Raw genomic sequence first — 18,460 nt, forward strand, 5'->3', positions numbered from 1 at the left:
ACGCCCCGAATAGCTCTGCCAATCCGTCACCGTCTTCGACAGCACCCCAGCCACGTCCACTTCCGTCAGCGGCGCCTGCGCTTTGTCGGGTGCGCTCGCCCGCACACCGATCACGCCCGCCAAACCGAAGCCCGCGAATGCAACTGCGGCAACTCCGGCCAACACAATGCGAGAGCGGCGAGTATGCAAAATCTTCATCTCGGTATTTCCCGATCGATCGATATTTTTTTAAGTATTACTAACGTACTGAAATTTCGAAATGCCACACCGGTTTCGGCAAGCATTCGAGCATTCAGAACAGCAGCCTGTGCCTCAGGCGCTCCGTGCCCCACACTGCAGCCGACCTGCCGCCATCGCGACAGAATCGGCATTCACTTCGAGTGCAACCAGCAACGTTGGCATGGCGCCGCCATCCCGCCGATCGGCGCAGAAGGCGTGCCAGACAACCAAACAATGCAGCTCAACCGTCTACCAACTCCCGCGTCGCAGCGCGGGCCGCCTTTTTCCGGGCGGTAAGCAGCACGATGCCCAGCGAAACCGCTTCGAGCGCCGCGCCGATCAAACCGAGGCTGCCCACCCCTTGCCTGCTCAGCGCAAATCCGCCCAGGGCAGAGCCCAACGAAAAGCCGATGTACATGAACGACGCATTCAACGAAAGTGCGACGGGCGCGACATTCACCCCGCCGATGCCGATGAGCCTGGATTGCTGCGGCGGAATGAACCCCCAGACCGACGCACCCCACAGAATCACCGCAACGATCACCGGAACCACCGCAAGCGGCGGCGGAACATACGCATTGATCGCCGACAACGCCACGAACGCCGCCGTCAGCACGCTCAATGCAAGCACGATGACCCGATGCGACCCAAGCCTGTCGGTCAGGCGGCCGCCCGAGATCATCCCGGTCACGGCCGATACCCCCCAGACGAACAGCACGCCGCTCAGCAGCGATCCATGTACCTTCAGCGTGTCGCCGATATACGCCGCGATATACGTATAGACCGTGTATGCGCCGGCCGCCCATAGCATCGTCGACAGCAGCGCCATCAATACGGCGGGCCTGCTCGCCACTTGAATCCGCTGCGTCAGCGTCGCCGTCGGCAAGCCTTTGCCGAACCCTTTCGGCAGACCGAACAGCAGGCCCACAGTGCCGATCGCCCCGAGCACGGCCACGCTCGCGAACGTCGTGCGCCAACTGCCGAAACTCGCGATGATCGACCCGAAAGGCACGCCAAGCGCGATCGCGAGGCTGGAGCCGCCATTGACGATCGACAAGGCGCGCCCGCGCTGCTCAGGCGCGACCAGCGATCCGGCTACCGCATTGGCGTTCGGCAGGTAAAGTCCGGCAGCAAACGCCAGCAGGATTCGCGCGCCCATCAATTGGAAGAAGCTGGTCGAATACCACGCCGCCACGTTGGCAACGGTGAATGCGGCAAGACTGAATATCAGCAGGATGCGCCGGTTGAGATTGCCCGTGAGCGTCGTGAGAATCGGCGAGCTGATCGCATAGGCGAATGCGAAAACCGTGACGAGCAACCCCGCGACGCCCACGCTGACCGACAGATCGCTGGAGATGCTCGGCAACAGCGGGGCGATCATGAAACCCTCTGTCGATAGCGCGAACGCGCCTAGCGCCAGCCAATAGAGCGGACGTTTCGAATTGAGCTGAGCTGATTCCATTGCATCTCCCAAAAAATATCAAACTGGCCGGCATGCTGATCGCACAAGCCGCCGCGACCACCGTACCGAAATTCGCCGGACCTGGCTAAACGCAGCCTCGCCACCACGAGCATTTTGTTTAGTGATCCGAATTGATTGTTTCGGAGCAGCCGCTCGCCACAACGCCGCTTTACCGTGCTTCGATATCGATGCCTTCGTTTGAGCCGCAAGCTGCCCGACCGGCCGACCGTTCACCCGCCGTATCGGCCCGGGCGCCCCCGCCCGTCAGCCGCCGGCGGCATCAGTTGCGTTGTACGACTGTGTCCAGCCACTCGCAGATCTGCTTGACCTCACGCCGGAGAAATACCTCATCGGAATAAGCGTTCGCCAGCATCGCGACGCCTTGCGTACGCGATAGCAGATGCATCGCCAACATATCGGCCTCGGCGTCGGCATCGTGGCCAAGCAGCACGAATTGCTCGCACAGCCACGCCCGAAACGCCGTAAACAGTTCGTTCGCCCGGTTCTGCGCAACATGATCGAGCTTCGTCAGTTCGGCGCAAAGCGTACCGACCGGACAGCCGGAACGGATGATCTTGCCCCGGTTCACGATCAGCATGTTCGCGAAACGCTTGAGGCGGTCGAGCGGCTCCGGCCATTCGGCCTCCCACTCCTCCAGCATCGATTGGATGTTCACCTGACGCACGTCGATCACGGCGTCGAGGATCTCGTCCTTGGTTTTGAAGTGGTAGTAGAAATTGCCGCGCGAAATCTTCACCGCGTCCGCGATATCCGAGAAGGATGTGCGGCCGTAACCGTGCTGGTAAAACAACTCATCGGCGGAATTGACGATGAGATCGCGGGTTGCTTCGGCTTTCATGAACACACCTTTGTGTTGCCGGGCGCCACGCGGAACAAGCCCGGCGATGCGTCCATCTGCCGAACCGTCCGTGTTGCCCTGATTTTGCGCAGCGAAATTAGGATTCTCGTCCTACAATGCCTGCATACTAGGACGCTCGACCTAATCCGTCAAGAACCCTCGGGAAGCGCAACCGCGTCCGATGGCTCCCGGCCACCACCCAGCCCGCAGCGGACCGCGAAGCGACCGCGGCCTCTGTTTGCGGCCAAAAATAGAGACAGGGACTGTCCAATGGACTACTTACAGTCGATACGTACCTTCGTCCGGATCGCCGAACTCGGCAATTATTCCCGGGCCGCGAAGTCAATGAATATCTCCAACTCGCTGGCGACGCGGCAGATCGCGTCGCTCGAGCATCATCTGAACGCCCGCCTGTTCCAGCGCAGCACGCGACGTCTGTCCCTGACCGAGCAGGGGCGGGCCTATCTCGAATGTGTGCGCGAAGTGCTTCGAGATATCGAGCGCGCCGAGCAATTGGTCGCGACCAACTCGCACCCACCTGCAGGCACGCTGCGTATCGTGGCACCGGTCACGTTCGGGCTGCACGGCTTTTCGTCGATGCTCAATGCTTATACGCAACGCTATCCGCAGGTCACGCTGGACGTCACGCTGACGGACCGGCAGGTCAGCCTGATCGACGAGCGCTTCGACGTGGGCCTGCTCACCGGCAGGCAGACGACGGGCGACCGCATCGTCAGGCGCCGTTTGATCACCCATCACATGACGGTTTGCGCATCGCCGGGCTATCTGCGCCGATACGGCCTGCCGAGCCATCCCGCGGAATTGTCGACGCACGCGTGGCTGCATCTGCCATGCGAGCGGCACGTGGACCAATTGGAATTCTCCGGGCCACACGGGCCGGTGCGCGTGAGCTTCAACAACGCCGCGCGAACCAATAACGCGGATATGCTGCGGCAGTTCGCGCTATTGGAGATGGGGATCGCGATCCTGCCGCGCTATCTGGTCAACGACGATCTCGCCCGCGGCACGCTCGCCAGCCTGCTGGACGACTACCGGTTGCCGTGCGTCGGCATCGATCTCGTTTATCCGTCGCAATATTTTCCGCCGAAGGTGCGCGCGTTCGTCGATCACCTGAACGAATTCGTGCGCAACGACGGGCAGGATTCCAGCAACCGTTCTGATCAAAGCGCGGCGGAGACGGTCGCGTGACCGGCGAGGTCAATCAACGAACGCGCTGCCCGGCGAGCGGCCCCGCTATCGTGCGGCGTCCGCCCGCCGGATAAAGCAGGTGGCCGTCGCCAACGCGATCTTCTTGCCGTCCGCCGTCGACAGCACGCCCTCGGCCACGCCCAGGCTTCTGGATAAGTGAACGACCTTGCCCTCGGCAATCAGGTCGACAGACTGCGGCGCCGGACGCAGCATCTTGACGTTCAAATCGATCGTCGCGTAGCCGACGCCGGCATCGAGCATCGTGTGAACGGCGCAGCCCGTAACCGTATCGAGCACGGTCGCCACAAAACCGCCGTGCACGGCGCCCTGCGAATTCAGGTGCCGCTCGTCGGCGCGAGCTGTCACTTTTACGTAGCCGGCTTCGATGAGTTCCGCGCGCATCGGCGTCGTCGTCCACATCGGGGCATGCGGCAATTCGCCGGCTGCCGCCGCGCGCAACATCTGCAGTCCGGACATCGGGATTTGAGCCATGCTCAGCCTCTGCGCGTTAATCGGCCATTCGGATTGACGGCGTCGATTCCAGAGCGTAATGGTACGCCGGATTCGATGCGCAACACGCGCGGGCGGCGGCGTCGTTCAATCGCGCGGCGCGATGCTTTTCGCAAAGATCGCGCGCAACACGCCGCCTTCGCGCACGTAGCGCCATTCCGCCGCAGTATCGATGCGCAGCGTACCGACGACTCTGGCGATTTCATCTCCGTTGCGGCTAACCGTGACGGTCGCGGGCGGACGCGGCGCGCGCGCGGCCGAATCGAATTCGATATCGACGCGCTCGGAGCCATCCCATGCCAGCGCGTCGAGCGCGCCCGACGCGCCGATCTCGATCGGCAGCACGCCCATCAGCGCGAGATTGCTGCGATGGATGCGCTCGAAGCTCTTGGCCACCACCGCCGCGACGCCGAGCAGCGACGTGCCCTTCGCCGCCCAGTCACGCGCGCTGCCGCAACCGTAGAGCGCGCCGGCGACGATCACGCTGGGCGCGCGGTCGGCGAGATTTTCCATCGCGACGTCGAACAGGCTACGCACCGCGCCGTCGCGCGCCGAACGCGCGAGAGGGCCGGCGCCGAGACCCGTCAGCCGGTTTTGCAGGCGCGGATTCGCGAACGTGCCCCGGATCATCACGTGGTGATTGCAGCGGCGCGCGCCGTAGCTGTTGAATTCGTGCGGCGCCACGCCCTGCTCGCGCAGATAGCGTGCCGCGTCGCTATCGGCGGCGATCTCGCCGACCGGGCTGATGTGGTCGGTCGTTACGTTGTCGCCGAACACGCCCAGCACGCGCGCGCCGCGAATCGGGCCGAATGGCGCCGACACGCCGGACACTCGCTCGAAGAACGGCGGCTCGACGAAATAGCCGGACGTTTTGCGCCACTGGAACACCATGCCCACCGGGGCTTCGATTTGCTGCCACGCGGCGTCCGGATCTGAATCGGCGTGGATGTTGCGATCGCCGGGGTTGTCGCTGACGTCGCCGCGCTCGCGCAGCGCGCCGCCAGGTTCGCGCGGATAGAGACCGGCATAAGCGTGCTCATCGACCACCTCGCCGACAAGCGCATCGATTTCCGATTTGTCCGGCCACAGCTGCGCGAGGAAAACGGGCGCGCCCGACGAATCGAACGCGAGCGGCTGCGTATCGAAGTCGATGGAAATGGTGCCCGCCAACGCATAAGCGACGACGAGCGCGGGGTTCGCCAGATAATTGGCCTTGATCGACCGGTGGATTCTTCCGTCGAAGTTCCGATTTCCGGACAGCACCGCCGCCACCGACAAATCGCGCTCGCCGATAGCCGCTTCGACGCCCTCGGCAAGCGCGCCGGTATTGCCGACGCACGACGCGCACCCGTATGCGGCGACGAAAAAGCCGAGCCGCTGCAACGCGTCGAGCAAGCCGGCGCGCTCGAGGTAGCGCGTCACCGCGCGAGAGCCGGGCGCGAGCACGGTCTTCACATAGGATGGCGGGCGCAATCCGCGCGCAAGCGCGCGTTGCGCGAGCAGGCCAGCCGCCAGCATCGCCGCCGGATTGGCGGTGTTGGTGCAGGACGTGATCGCGGCCAGCACGACGGCGCCGTGATCGAGCCGGGCGGGTGCCTGCGCCGGTCGCCCGGCGGCGGCGCTGCTGGCGCTCACCTGCGCGAGCGTGAGCTTCTGATGCGGCCGGGATGGACCGGCCAGCGTGGGCCGCACGCTGGACAAATCGACATCGACGACCGCCGAATAATCGAACGGCTCGGCGTCGGGAATCCCGAACAGCCCCTGCTCGATGCAGTACGCTCGGATCATCTCGACCTGCTCGGCCGAACGCCCGGTTTGCCGCAAGTAGGCGAGCGTGGCGTCGTCGATCCCCCAATACGCGCTCGTCGCGCCATACTCCGGCGCCATGTTCGCGATCGTCGCGCGATCCGGCAGCGACAGGCCGCGCGCCCCCGGACCGACGAATTCGAGCAATTTGCCGACCACGCCGAATTCGCGCAGCGCGTGCGTCAGGTGCAGCGCGATATCGGTCGCATACACCCGGCCGTCGGGCCGCCCCGTCAGCCGCACCGCGACGATATCCGGCACGCGCTGATAAAGCGGCTCGCCGAGCAGCGCGATCTCGGCCTCGAGGCCGCCCACGCCCCAGCCGAGCACACCCAGGCCGTTGATCATCGTCGTGTGCGAATCGGTGCCGACAATCGTTTCGGGATAAATCCAGCCGTCGCGCTGCACGACCACGTCGGCGAGAAACTCGAGGTTGACCTGATGAACGATACCGCGCCCCGGCGGCACCACGCGCACGTTCCGGAACGCCTGCGCGGCCCATTTGACGAACTCGAAGCGCTCGGCATTGAGCCGATGTTCGGCGGCGAGATTGGCCTGCCGCGCGTGCGCATCGCCATAGGCATCGACGACGACCGAATGATCGATGACGAGATCGACCGGCAACGCCGGCTGAACGGCCTGCGGCCGCGCGCCCGCCCGCACGGCCGCGCTGCGCATGGCCGCGAGGTCGCCTAACAGCGGAATGCCGGATGCGTCCTGCAGCAGCACGCGCGACACCCAGAGCGCGATGTCGTGGCTGCACCCCGGACGCCAGTCGAGTATCGCGTGCGCTTGTTGCGCCGTGGCGGCCGTGCCGTCGCAGCGGCGCAATGCGGCTTCTAGCAGGATGCGTATCGACGCCGGAAAGCGGCTCACCTGCGCATGGCTGCGCGCCACCTCGCGCAGCGACACGAAGCGTGCGCGCGAGCCGTCCGGCAGCGGCATGGGAAACGTCTGATGGAAATGGCTGAAGTGCGTCATGGAGCGTGATCTGTCAGGAGGCGTGCGCGAATCGGATCGGATCGAATAGGCCCGCCTTGTCTTACGCGGTGACCGTCGCCGGCTTCCATCGGCTCACCAGCTTGCCCAGCTCCGGCCGGCTGCGCTCGGGCAGCTCGCCGCGTGCTTGGCCCAGATGCACGAAACCGATCACCTGTTCGTTCGGCATCAGGCCCAGCAACGCGGCGACTTCGGGATCGTAAGCCGCCCAGCCCGTCAGCCATTGCGCGCCGAGCCCGATTTGCGATGCGCCGAGCAGCAGGTTGTACGCGACGCAGCCGGCGCTGAGCTGCTGCTCCAGCACCGGCACCTTGTGCGCGGGATCGATACGCGCGATCACGGCGATTACGAGCGGCGCGAACGTATAGCGCAACCGCTCTTTTTCCTGCTGAGCGGCGGACAATCCGGGCTCCCGGCGCAGCGCCCGTTCGACGAGCCGCTCGCCGAAGTCCAGCTTGGCCTCGCCTTCGAGCAGAATCAGCCGAAACGGTTCGAGCTTGCCGTGATCCGGCACGCGAATGGCGGCCTCCAGCAGACGATTCAGCGTCGCAGGATCGGGGGCTGAGCCGCCGAGTTGACGAATCGGCGTGGAGCGCCGCTTGAGAAGAGGAGCAAGAAAATCGGTCATGAGCGAATCAGCCTCGTGGGATTTCGTTTGCATGCGTCATCGTGCCGACGGCGGCCGGCTGAAATTTGCCGCGGCGGCGGCGCACCGGAATGGCCCGCCGGTGCGCCGCCGCGCCGCGAACGCTACGCGTCGCCGTAAAACGACGCATCCAGATAGCCGCCCAAGCGGCTTCGGAGATGATCGCGAAACAGCACCATGCTCGGCCACGGTTGCATGAAGGCGGTCCATTCGTCGATGCGCTCGCCGCTATCGAGATGCGCGATGCTGACGATTTCGAGCGGCAAGCGCTTCGACGTGAAGGCCCGCAGAAAATGCGCGCCGTTGCGCAACGCCGGGCCGTATTCGCATTCGCCGTACACCGCGCCCGCATGACCGAGCACGTGAGACACGGCGGCCGCTCCGTACACCGGCCGCACGAACGCCGGACCGTGGAAAACGGCCTCGTCGCTCAACGGAAACGGCAACCGCCGGGGCACGGGCTCGCTGGCGGCCGCCTCGGCGGAGCCGGCCGGATCGAGCGTGCGCTCCTCGTTCCATGCCGTCATCACACGCCGCAACCGGTCCCGCCAGGGACCGAGCCATTGCAGCGGCCGCACCGCGACGCGCACGTCGTCGATCATCCCGTCGGCGTTCGTCAGCGCGAGCGTCACGCCTTCGATGCGCCGATCTGGCTTGCCGGCGCGCCATGCCACGGCAGCGGCGGCGTCGCCGCGGAATTCGAGGTACGCGCTGGCTTCGTCGCCGAGCGCCTCCTCGAGATGACCGAGGCTGCGCACGACCGCGTCCGCGCCCTCGATCCGTTCACGCAGAAACGGATGCGCGAGCCGGGCTTCGGGCGCAAGCCCGCGCGTGGCCGCCTCAAGCGTGGTCAGAAAGAATGGCTGTCGCATTGCGCTTCTCCTCTTTTCGCGGACCGTCCGCTTGTTGCGAACCGGCGTCGTGCTTGCCGGACGTGTCGCCGTCGAGCGACGCGACAAACTCTGCCACCTGCGGCCCGAAGCGCTGCACGTTTTCGCGATCGAACAGCGCAATGTGCTCGGCAAAACGCGAGAACGGCGTAAGCTGCGGCGCCTCGACAGCGTCGATGCGCACGTCCAGCTCGCGGATCGGCTCTGCGAAGTGCCGCTCCCAGCCGCGCGAGAACACGTTGCCCTCGACGTTGATCGAGAATGCGCGCGCCGCCAGCGTGACGGGCCCGTCGATTTCGCCCATCGTCATCCGGTAGAAACGCCGGATCGTGAACAGCGTTTCGAGCGCCTCGGTCGTCTCGCCGCTCGGATCGGGCAGCATCAGGCCGCGCCCGTTCTCGGCGAGCTGATCGAGGAACCATTGCGCCGTTTGCGCCATCCCGGCGCTCGCGAGCTGCGGCGGCGCGGATACGTGGGGCAGCACGAGCCGCGCGAGATGCAAGACGTCGCCCGCGCTCGCGAGCCGGATGTCCGTGCCGAACACGGTGACCAGGCGCTCGATCGGGTGCATGCCCGCGAGCGCATCGTGCGATGGATCGGCATCCATCAGCTTGCGCGCTTCGATGAATTTCTCGAGCCGCACGCCCGTCTGCCGATAAACGTCGAACATCAGCACGCCGAGCACGCGCTCGCCCTGGTGCTCGAGCAACGCCGCCACCTCGAACGCCAGGCGTCCGCCAGCGGACCAGCCGCCCAGCAGATAAGGGCCATGCGGCTGCCGGCTTCTGAGCGTCTCCACCAGCAAAGCGACGTATTCGGGCAGCGTCTCGCCGCCGAGCACCTTGTTGAGCAGCGTGATCGGCCGGTCCCCGAGGTACTGACGCAACGGCAAGTAGGACCATGCATAGCCGCCCATGCCGTGAACCAGCACGAGCGGCGTCTTCGACGCATCGCCCGGCAGCGACACCACGTTGGACGCCTCGCCCGCCGCCGCACCGCCAGCGGCGCCCGCGCGCTCCGGCGTCTGGCCGCCCGCCGCGCCGGCGTGCGCGCCGCCGGCAATTGCGCCATCGGCCCGCGCCTGTGCTTGCGGCGCAAGCGCCGGCAAATCGCGCATCAGTTGATCGGCCATCGCGGCGACGCTCGGATGATTGAGCGTGAACGTGCTCGGCAATCGCTTACCGCCCATCGCGCTGCCGAGCTTCAGCCGCAATTCGACGGTCATCAGCGAATCGAGCCCGAGATCGACGACGGGCTGATCGTCGGGAACGTCACCCACCGCCTTGCCCGACACCGCCGCGACCGATTCCCGCACGAATTCGCGCAGCGCCGCGAGCCGCTCGTCGGGCCCCATGCTGGCGAGCCGCTCGAGCAAGGCGGTGGCCGCCGGGGCCTGGGTGGAAGCGGGGCTGTTCTGCGCCGTGGTGGTCGGCACCACGACTTGCGGCACGTTCGCGCCGGCATCGAGCAGGCCGTCGAGCACCTGCAGCCCGATGCGCGGATCGATCGTCAAGCGCTCTTTCGCGAGCTTCGCGCGCACGGCCAGGCCGACTTCGGCCCACGGCCCCCAATTGATCGCGAGCGCGGGAAGCCCGTGGGCGAGCCGGTAATGCGCGAAAGCGTCGAGGAACGCGTTCGCCGCCGCGTAATTCGCCTGACCGCCCAAGCCGACAAGTGCGGAATTCGACGAGAACAGCACGAAGAAGTCGAGCGTATCGGCGAGCGTTTCCTGGTGCAGATGCCATGCGCCATCCGCCTTTGGACCGAATACGTCGTTGAAGCCCGCCCATGTCTGCCGTTCGAGCGCGCCGTCGGCCGTCAGCCCCGCACAGTGCATCACGCCGCGCAGCGGCGGCAGCGTGCGGCGCACGTCGGCGAGCACGCGCGCCACGTCGTCGGCGCGCGACACGTCGGCGCGGTACACCGAAACGCGCGCGCCCTGCGCGTGCATCCATTGCAGCACCGGCTCGGCCTCCTGCGTGCTGCCGCGCCGTCCGACGAGCGCGAGCGCGCGGGCGCCGCGCTCGACGAGCCGCCGCGCAGCGGCAAGACCCAGCCCGCTCAGCCCGCCGGTGACGAGATAGGTCGCGTCAGGCCGCACGCGGTTCTCCGGCACCGCCGCGCCCGGCCGGAAACGCGCGAGCCGCGGCGTATAGCGCGTGCCGGCGCGCACCGCCACTTCCACGCCTGCGCCATCCTGAGCGCCGGCCGGCGCATCGCGCAGCTCGTTCGCGAGCCAATCGGCCTGAGCGTCGACCGCGTGTTGCGGATCGAGGTCGATCAAGCGGCCTTCAAGCTCCGGATGCTCGCGCCTGACGACGCGCGCAAAACCCCAAAGCGGCGCCTGATCGAACGCCACCGGAGCGGCGCCGGCAGGTTGCGCGCCACGAGTCGCGAACGATATGCGCAGCGCGGCGCCGCTCTTGTCCATGTACGCGAGCGCGCCTTGCACGACGTGCAATGCTGCGCGGCCGTTCGTCTCGAGCGATCGGCGCCAATCGTGCGGCCCGTCGCCCGCATCGGCGTCGACCGGCCACGCATAGACGATATCGGTCACCGGCCCGCTGTGCGCCGCCGCCTGCCGCACGATCTGCTCGAATTCGTCCGCGTCGTTTCCAGTTGCGACGAAACGGCCGTCACGCAGCCGCGCGTAGTGATCGCCGTGCACGACCAGCGTGCAAGCATCGCCCACGGCCGCGAGCGAGCGCTGCAGGGCCGCCGCGAACTCGCCACGCGCCAGCACCAGCCAGTGGCGGCCGCCGGCCGCCGGTGCGCGCGCCGCGACTCTGACGGCGGCAGCGGGGCTCCACTCCTGTTGCCAGACCCAACGCGCCCAATCGGCGGATGCGCCAATCAGCGTTTCGGGCCGAACCGCGCGCTTGACGTAGCCTTCGATCTCGATCAGCAAGCGGCCGTCCGCATCGAAGAAACGGACATCCGATTTGATGTGCGGCCCCTGCTGCTCGCGAATCCGCGCATGGCAGCGAACGCGCTTGCCGGGAGACGCGAAAAACGTGATGCGCTCGACGCCGACCGGCACCGACAATCCCTGCATCACGCGCTGCGCGACGCCGCTCAATTGAAAGCCGCAATCGAGCATCGCGGGATGGATCAGATACTGACCGATCTCGCGGCTTCGCGCGTCGTCCAGCTCGATTTCGGCAACGGCTTCGCCATCTCCGCGCCAAATCTCGCGCATGCCCTGAAACGCCGGCCCGATCTGCAAGCCGAGTTTGTGCAGGCTTTGATACTGGTCGGCGGCGGACACGCGCTCGTCGCAGCGCGCGCGCAATGCGGCCCAATCGATGTGCGACGGTGCGGCGTCGCCGGCGCGCTGTACGTCGACGCGCACATGCTCGCTCGGCGGCACGCTGTCGCCCGCCGCCTGCTCTCCGCCGCCGGGCGTGCCGCTGAAGATGCGCACGTGCAGCGTATCGTCGCCGTCGGCAAGCGCATGAATGTGCAGATGCCGCTCGTCGGCGTCGCCGACGACGAGCGCCGCCATCAGATTCACGTCGGACAGCCGGTACGTTGCCGCGCCCCAGCGCGTGCGCGCCAGCGCCAGCGCCGTTTCGATGAAGCCCGCGCCTGGAAATACCACGCGGCCGAACACGTGATGTTCGCCGATGAACGCAGGCAGCACGGACAGCGGCTGCTCGAACGCGCCGAGGATGCCGAGCGGCTGGCCCAGCAGCGGATGGCCCGCGCCGCCGGCCCGCACCGCCGGCGCGCGCGCGGCGGCCGGCCGATCGTCGCTGACCCAATAGCGGCGGCGCTGGAACGGATAGGTCGGCACCGGCAGGCGCCGATGGCGCTCGCGCGGATAGAACGCGGACCAATCGACCGGGCCGCCGTGCGCATAAACCGCGCCCAGGCTCTCGGCCAGTTGCTCATCGCTGCCGCGCCCCTTGTGAACGGACGGCAGCCACACGCCTTGCGCGTCGTCCGCGATTTCGCGCGCGAGGCCGAGCAGCGTCGGGCGCGGCCCGACTTCGATCACGATGTCGCACCGGCTGTCGAGCAGCGTCTCGATGCCTTGCGCGAAGCGCACGGTATCGCGGATATGCCGCCGCCAATACTTCGGCGAGCAAATGTATTCGGCCGATGCAACGGTGCCCGTCAAATTGGAGATCACCGAGATGCGCGGCGGCCGGAATGTCACGCGCGACGCAACGGCTTCGAACTGATCGAGGATCGGATCCATCAGCGCCGAGTGCGCGGCGCCGGACACCTGCAAGCGCGTGCATTTGACGCCTTCGGCCTCCAGCTGCGCCTGCACGGCGCCAATGGCCGCGCCCGTGCCCGAAATCACGATGCTTTGCGGCCCGTTGAGCGCGGCGATCGCCAGCTCGTCCGGATACGCGCGCACCGCCTCTTGCGCGCGCGCAAGATCCGCGACGATCGACAGCATTTCGCCCTTTTGCGGCACCGATTGCATCAGTAGCCCGCGCGTGGCGACGAGCCGCAGCCCGTCCTCCAGATCGAACACGCCGGCGACGCAGGCCGCGACAAGCTCACCGAGGCTGTGCCCGATGACGACGTGCGGCTCGATGCCCCACGAGCGCCACAGCTCAGTCATCGCGTATTCGAACGCGAACAGCGCGGGCTGAAGGTACGCCAGTTCGTCGATCAACGTCTTGTCGACACCTTCGCCGAACATCACCGAGGTCAGCGGGAAATCCAGCACGTCCGACAGGATGCGCTCGCAGCGATCGAGGGCATCGCGAAACACGGGCTCGGTATCGTAGAGATCGCGGCCCATTCCCGCATATTGCGCGCCGCTGCCCGTATAGAGAAACGCGATCTTCGGCGCGGCCCCGGCGGGCACGCGGGCGAACGACGAGCCGGCGCGCGCATGGCCTTCGGCAAACGAGCGCAGCGCGCCGGCCATATCGGCGCTCGTCGCGCCCGCCACCGCGAGCCGATACGGCAGATGCGAGCGCGCCGTCGCGGCGGTGAAGCACACGTCGGCAAACTGCGCCGCATCCGCGTGCGTCAGATACTCGGCATAGCGGGCCGCCAGTTCGCGCACCGCGCCTTCGTTCGCGCCGGAAAGCGTCAGCACGTGCCGCGAGCGCACGGCGTGCAGCGCGCGCGCATCGGCGGCGGCATCGGCATCGCGGGCCGCGGGCGCGTCCGGCGCGGGCTCGGGCGCTTGCGCGAGCGTCACATGCGCGTTCGTGCCGCTGTAGCCGAACGAACTCACGCCCGCGACGCGCGCAGACTCGGCGTGCCACGGCTCGGTGCGCTGCTGCACGACGATCGGCAGCTCGGCGAACCGGATGTTCGGATTGAGCGTCTTGAGATGCAGCGTCGGCACCAGCGTATGCCGATGCAGGCACAGCGCGGCCTTGATCAGCCCGGCGATGCCGGCCGCCGCCTCCAGATGGCCGATATTCGATTTGAGCGAGCCGATCGCAAGCGGCGCGACTCTCGGGCCGTCCGATGCGAATACCGCGCCGAGCGCCTCGACTTCGATCGGATCGCCCAGCGCCGTGCCGGTGCCGTGAGCCTCCACGTAATGCACGTCGCGCGGCCGCAGGCCCGCACTGCGCAACGCGGCGCGCACGACTTCGCGTTGCGCGAGGCCGTTCGGCGCGGTGAGGCCGTTGGTCTTGCCGTCCTGATTCACCGCGCTGCCGCGGATCACCGCGTAGATCCGGTCGCCGTCGCGCACGGCTTCGTCGAGCGACTTGAGCAGCACCACGCCGACGCCCTCCGAGCGCACGTAACCGTTCGCGCTCGCATCGAACGGCTTGCATTTGCCGTCGGGCGAGAAGAACGTGCCATGGCTCAGCGAGATGGTGCGCTCCGGCGTGAGGATCAGGTTGACGCCCGCCGCGAGCGCAAGGCCGCATTCGCCGTTCGCGATCGCGCGGCACGCATGATGCACGGCGACGAGCGACGACGAGCACGCGGTATCGATCGACATGCTCGGCCCGTGCAGATCGAACGTGTACGACAGCCGCCCGGAGGCGACGGCCGGGCTCGCGCCAGTCGATACGAACGGGCTGGAATCGTGGGTGCGCGCGAGCGTGATGCGGCCGTAATCCGATTGCGAGATTCCGACGAACACGCCGGTCGGACTGCCGGCAAGCGCCGCCGGCGCGATGCCCGCATCCTCGATCGCGGCCCAGGCCGCCTCCAGCAGCAGCCGGTGTTGCGGATCGGTGTCGGTCGCGGCCCGCTCGGACAGGCCAAACAGCTCGCGGTCGAACTGGTCGACGCCGTCGACGAATCCGCCCCAGCGGCTATTGGTCTTGCCCGGCGCGCCCGGCTCGGGATCGTATAACGCATCGGCGTCCCAACGCGACGCGGGCACCTCCGTCACGGCATCGATGCCTTCGCTCAACAGCCGCCAATAATCGTCGAGGCCCTCGCCGCCCGGAAACCGGATGTACATCCCGATGATCGCCACCGGTGCGGCCGTATCGCCCGACCGGCGAACCGCTGGCACGGCGGCGGGCGCGCTCGGCGCGGCCGTGTCGCGCTCGGTCAAATACCGGACCAGCGCGTCGACGCTCGGATGGTCATACAGCGCGACAGGCGGCAACGGCCAGCCGAGATGCTCGCTCAGCTCGCCTGCCAAGCTCACGAGCCCGAGCGAATCGAGCCCGTATTCGGCAAACGGACGATCACCGATTTCGTCCTCCGGCAGATCCACGCGCTCGGCAAGCGCGCGACGGATATAGGCGCGCAGATCGGCGCGCGCGCGCTGCGCATATTCCGCCGCCCGCGCGCTGCGGCGCGGTGCGCGCGCGATCGCGTCAAGCTCGCCGGCAATATAGCGGGCGCGGCACAGCGTGCGCTGCAGCTTGCCGCTGCCGGTGCGCGGCAGCGATCCCGACGCGACGAACACGATGTCGCGAATCCGCAGGCCGTGCTTGCGGCTCACGACTTCGCGGATCGCCGCCACAGCCTCGTCCGTGCGGCCGAGCGCGTCGGCCGCCAGCTCCGCGGCCACGACGAGCACTTCCTCTCCGGCGACCAGATGCGAAAACGCGGCCGCGCGTTCGACGCCGGCCTGCGCGGCGGCGCGCTCGACATCCTGCTCGATGTCTTGCGGAAAATGATTCGCGCCGCGAATGATGATCAGCTCCTTCAGGCGTCCGACCAGGAACAGTTCGCCGTCGAATGCGACGCCGAGATCGCCGGTACGCAGATAGGCGCCGGTATCGTCCGCGAGCGTCGCGCGGAAAATCTGCTCGCTGTCGTCGGGCCGGTTCAGATAGCCGAGCGCGACGTCCGCGCCGGACAGCCAGACTTCGCCGACCTGGCCGTCCTCGCAGCGGCGCAGCGTTTGCGGATCGACGATCCGGATCGTGCGGCCGGGCCGCTCAAGCGGCCCGTAGCCGAGCGCCTCGATGCCCTCGTCCGACGCGCCGCCGTCGGCCACGGCAATCGCCCGGCCTTGCCCCAGCGCGTGGACGTCGAACTTGCGCACCAGCGGAAACCGGCCCGCCGGCGCCTCGGCCACCCGCATCGTCACTTCCGAGATGCCGTAGCACGGCTGACACGCGGCGGCGTTGAAACCGCTCGGCGCCGCCGCTTCGGCAAAGCGCCGCAGCGTCTCGGCGCGCACCGCCTCGCCCGAGCTGTACGCGTTGCGCCAGCAGTCGAGCCGAAGCGCCTGCCACTGCTCGGGCTTCACGCGCTGCACGCAAAGGTCATATGCGAAGTTCGGGCCGCCCGAATGCGTCGCGCGAAAATGCGAAATCGCCCGCAGCCAGCGCACCGGCTGCTCGATGAACAACTGCGTCGCCAGATGGATCGCATGAAAACCGATGCTGACCGGCAGGCACGCGCCATACATGAGCCCGGCCGCGTGCGACATGGGCGACCACGTCACCAGCACGCTGTCGCTCGCGAACCCCGAGCCCGCAGCCGAACGTTCGCTGTTGGCGAGGAAATTGGCGTGAGAAAGCATCACGCCCTTGGCCGTGCCCGTCGAACCGGACGTGTACTGCAAACACGCGATGCGCTCGCCGCTCGGCTCGGGCGCCTGCCAGCGGCTCGCCTGCGACGGCTCGATCCGGTCCGACGCAATGCGCGGCAGATCGCGCAGCGCGGGCGACGCGGCGAACAGCGTGGCGAGCTGCGCGTCGGCGTCGGCTGTCGTCAGTATGCAATGCGGTTTTGCATCGCCCGCGACGCCCTCGATGCGCGCGAGCGCGCCATCGTGCCCCGCACGCTCCGGCAGCGCGAGCGGCACGGCCATTGCCCCGGCGTACAGGCACCCCCAGAACGCCGCGATGAAATCGAGCCCCGACCCAAAGATCAGCAATACGGGCTTGCCCGCCGCGCCGCGCGCCACGAGCGTCGCGCCGATCGCGCGCGCGAGGGTATCAAGCTCGCCGTAGGAAAGCGTCTTCGCGTCGCTCAGATTGTCGTCGCTGACGTAGGTGAACGCCCGGCGCTCGCGTTCGTGCTCGCCCCGCCAGCGCAGCACGCTGACGAGATCGGCAAAATCGCGACGCAAGGTGGATGCGGTGATCTGCATGAAAGAGACTCCTCTTCCGGTTCAGTTGCGGCCCTGCGCCGGTTGGCGGTATTCCTTGGACTCGGCGTCTTGCGGCCGGTAGGCGCTCAACTCGAAGTAGTTGCGGAACAGCCGGTCGAGCGAGCGGTACGCGCCGTCGCCGGTCGCGAAGACCGCCTGGATTTGCGCCGGCGCATCGAGATCGGCCAGCTCGCGCTTGAGAACGTCCCAGACCTGCGCGAACGCATCGACGAAAATGCGCTGGAACCACGGAATGCCCGCTTCGGTGCCGATCAAGTACCAGCTGATCGACTGCGTCAGCTCGCGCACGCTCTGGCGCACCGCGAAATCCAGCTCGCCGGGCGCACGCATGGTCGACACGTGGCGGATGCTGTTCACGTCGACGATCCCGCCGTCGAGCACCAGGTTCTGCGCCATCAGGCAATTGCCGCGGCCGAAGTGCGACGGATCGGTCGGAATCCAGCCGAGCGCGAGAAACTCGGCGGTCAGGCGAATCCAGCGCTGAATCGCCGTATCCGGGTCCGACAGTTCGCGCAATACCGAATGGCGCTTGTCATACGACACTTCCGGGCCCACGTCGCCGCCGCGCACGTGCATCGCGCGCAGCGGATAGGACGGGTAGTAGTACACATAAGCGCCCAGATCGTCGCGGATCATCGCTTCGACCAGGGTGGCCGTTCTCGGCGACAGTTGCGGACGCAGCACGTCGAGCGCGCGCTCACGCACCTCGGTCGGCCAGCGGTACACGAACAGCGGCGTGGGAATCCGGGCCAGGCGCCCGAAGCGGCGGTAATACGCGCTCTGCAATTGAAGCGCGCAGCGCGCTTCGTCGTCCGCGTCCCACAGCGGATGCACGCCCGGCGGCTTGCCCTCGCTGATCGGGAAACGTTCGAGCTGGTTCATCAGCGTCAGATCCTCGAGCACGTGGCGGGCCTGTCCGCCGATCGTCCAACTGAAGATGTTCCACATCTCGCCCATGCGCTTCGTGATGCTGCCGAAGTTCTCGGACACCGGCTCGGTGCCCTTGATCGCGATGTAGCCCTGGCCGTTCGGCACGCTCTTGAGCTTGCCGAGATCGAGATAGAACGCGCGGACGTGGCGATCCGGCCGCGACACCGGGCCGTAGTCGCCGAACGCCCATTGCTGCTGCACCGGCAATTCGCTGCCGAGCAGGTCGTAGACGTCGTTGAGCGTGGGCTCGACGGCCGACAGCGCGTCGAAAATTTCCGTCGACTGCTCGCGCAGCGTCCAGATCGGTTCGAGCGAAACGGTTTTCAGGCCGCTTTCGCGGCTCAAAAGTTCATCCTTGATACGCACGTTGTCCACCTCTTCGATGTCGCGGCCAAACGCGTCAACGGGC

At 67.2% G+C, this 18,460-nt stretch carries 9 protein-coding genes and 1 pseudogene; 1 reads left to right on the top strand and 9 read right to left on the bottom strand.

Going from position 1 to position 18,460, the window contains the following annotated elements; genetic code table 11:
- The 3 genes and pseudogenes from BSIN_RS24950 to BSIN_RS17000 form a co-directional block, all read right to left on the bottom strand.
- Positions 1 to 198: pseudogene (locus tag BSIN_RS24950) on the bottom strand (efflux transporter periplasmic adaptor subunit); the annotation flags it as partial.
- 262 nt (positions 199 to 460) lie between these two features.
- Complete coding sequence (locus BSIN_RS16995) at positions 461 to 1,681, bottom strand: MFS transporter (protein WP_069235402.1); 1,221 nt, start codon at positions 1,679 to 1,681, stop codon at positions 461 to 463.
- Between the two features lie 280 nt (positions 1,682 to 1,961).
- Positions 1,962 to 2,540: a TetR/AcrR family transcriptional regulator gene (locus BSIN_RS17000; RefSeq protein ID WP_059515583.1), complete on the bottom strand. Its 579-nt coding sequence runs from the start codon at positions 2,538 to 2,540 to the stop codon at positions 1,962 to 1,964.
- A gap of 270 nt (positions 2,541 to 2,810) precedes the next feature.
- Between BSIN_RS17000 and BSIN_RS17005 the strand changes: the two genes are divergently transcribed.
- Entirely contained in the window at positions 2,811 to 3,749 is a 939-nt protein-coding gene (locus BSIN_RS17005) for a LysR family transcriptional regulator (protein WP_089341374.1), read from the top strand.
- A gap of 45 nt (positions 3,750 to 3,794) precedes the next feature.
- Here the strand turns inward: BSIN_RS17005 and BSIN_RS17010 are convergent, their stop codons facing one another.
- The 6 genes from BSIN_RS17010 to BSIN_RS17035 all read right to left on the bottom strand — a co-directional run bounded on the left by BSIN_RS17010 (position 3,795) and on the right by BSIN_RS17035 (position 18,396).
- Positions 3,795 to 4,241: a PaaI family thioesterase gene (locus BSIN_RS17010; protein ID WP_059515587.1), complete on the bottom strand. Its 447-nt coding sequence runs from the start codon at positions 4,239 to 4,241 to the stop codon at positions 3,795 to 3,797.
- A gap of 105 nt (positions 4,242 to 4,346) precedes the next feature.
- Positions 4,347 to 7,046, bottom strand: coding sequence for an aconitate hydratase AcnA (gene acnA, locus BSIN_RS17015; RefSeq protein WP_089341375.1), 2,700 nt, complete (start codon positions 7,044 to 7,046; stop codon positions 4,347 to 4,349).
- A gap of 61 nt (positions 7,047 to 7,107) precedes the next feature.
- Positions 7,108 to 7,725, bottom strand: a complete 618-nt coding sequence (locus BSIN_RS17020; RefSeq protein WP_218192427.1) for a nitroreductase family protein — start codon at positions 7,723 to 7,725, stop codon at positions 7,108 to 7,110.
- A gap of 89 nt (positions 7,726 to 7,814) precedes the next feature.
- Positions 7,815 to 8,582 (bottom strand): hypothetical protein, encoded by a 768-nt coding sequence (locus tag BSIN_RS17025; RefSeq protein ID WP_089341376.1) that lies wholly within the window; start codon positions 8,580 to 8,582, stop codon positions 7,815 to 7,817.
- Positions 8,551 to 17,100, bottom strand: a complete 8,550-nt coding sequence (locus BSIN_RS17030; RefSeq protein WP_089341377.1) for a type I polyketide synthase — start codon at positions 17,098 to 17,100, stop codon at positions 8,551 to 8,553. Before BSIN_RS17030 ends, BSIN_RS17025 begins: the two co-directional genes overlap by 32 nt.
- 21 nt (positions 17,101 to 17,121) lie before the next feature.
- Positions 17,122 to 18,396 carry a hypothetical protein gene (locus tag BSIN_RS17035; protein WP_143757479.1) on the bottom strand — a complete coding sequence of 425 codons (1,275 nt, stop codon included), beginning with the start codon at positions 18,394 to 18,396 and terminating at the stop codon, positions 17,122 to 17,124.
- Between the last annotated feature and the right edge of the window lie 64 nt (positions 18,397 to 18,460).

This window comes from Burkholderia singularis, from assembly GCF_900176645.1.
In the GTDB taxonomy this organism is placed as follows: domain Bacteria; phylum Pseudomonadota; class Gammaproteobacteria; order Burkholderiales; family Burkholderiaceae; genus Burkholderia; species Burkholderia singularis.

What these genes read in the sequence shown, in the direction of transcription:
- acnA (WP_089341375.1), bottom strand. Translation starts at nt 7,046, where the DNA reads ATGACGCACTTCAGCCATTTCCATCAGACGTTTCCCATGCCGCTGCCG.
- BSIN_RS17025 (WP_089341376.1), bottom strand. Translation starts at nt 8,582, where the DNA reads ATGCGACAGCCATTCTTTCTGACCACGCTTGAGGCGGCCACGCGCGGG.
- BSIN_RS17020 (WP_218192427.1), bottom strand. Translation starts at nt 7,725, where the DNA reads ATGCAAACGAAATCCCACGAGGCTGATTCGCTCATGACCGATTTTCTT.
- BSIN_RS17010 (WP_059515587.1), bottom strand. Translation starts at nt 4,241, where the DNA reads ATGGCTCAAATCCCGATGTCCGGACTGCAGATGTTGCGCGCGGCGGCA.
- BSIN_RS17000 (WP_059515583.1), bottom strand. Translation starts at nt 2,540, where the DNA reads ATGAAAGCCGAAGCAACCCGCGATCTCATCGTCAATTCCGCCGATGAG.
- BSIN_RS17030 (WP_089341377.1), bottom strand. Translation starts at nt 17,100, where the DNA reads ATGCAGATCACCGCATCCACCTTGCGTCGCGATTTTGCCGATCTCGTC.
- BSIN_RS16995 (WP_069235402.1), bottom strand. Translation starts at nt 1,681, where the DNA reads ATGGAATCAGCTCAGCTCAATTCGAAACGTCCGCTCTATTGGCTGGCG.
- BSIN_RS17005 (WP_089341374.1), top strand. Translation starts at nt 2,811, where the DNA reads ATGGACTACTTACAGTCGATACGTACCTTCGTCCGGATCGCCGAACTC.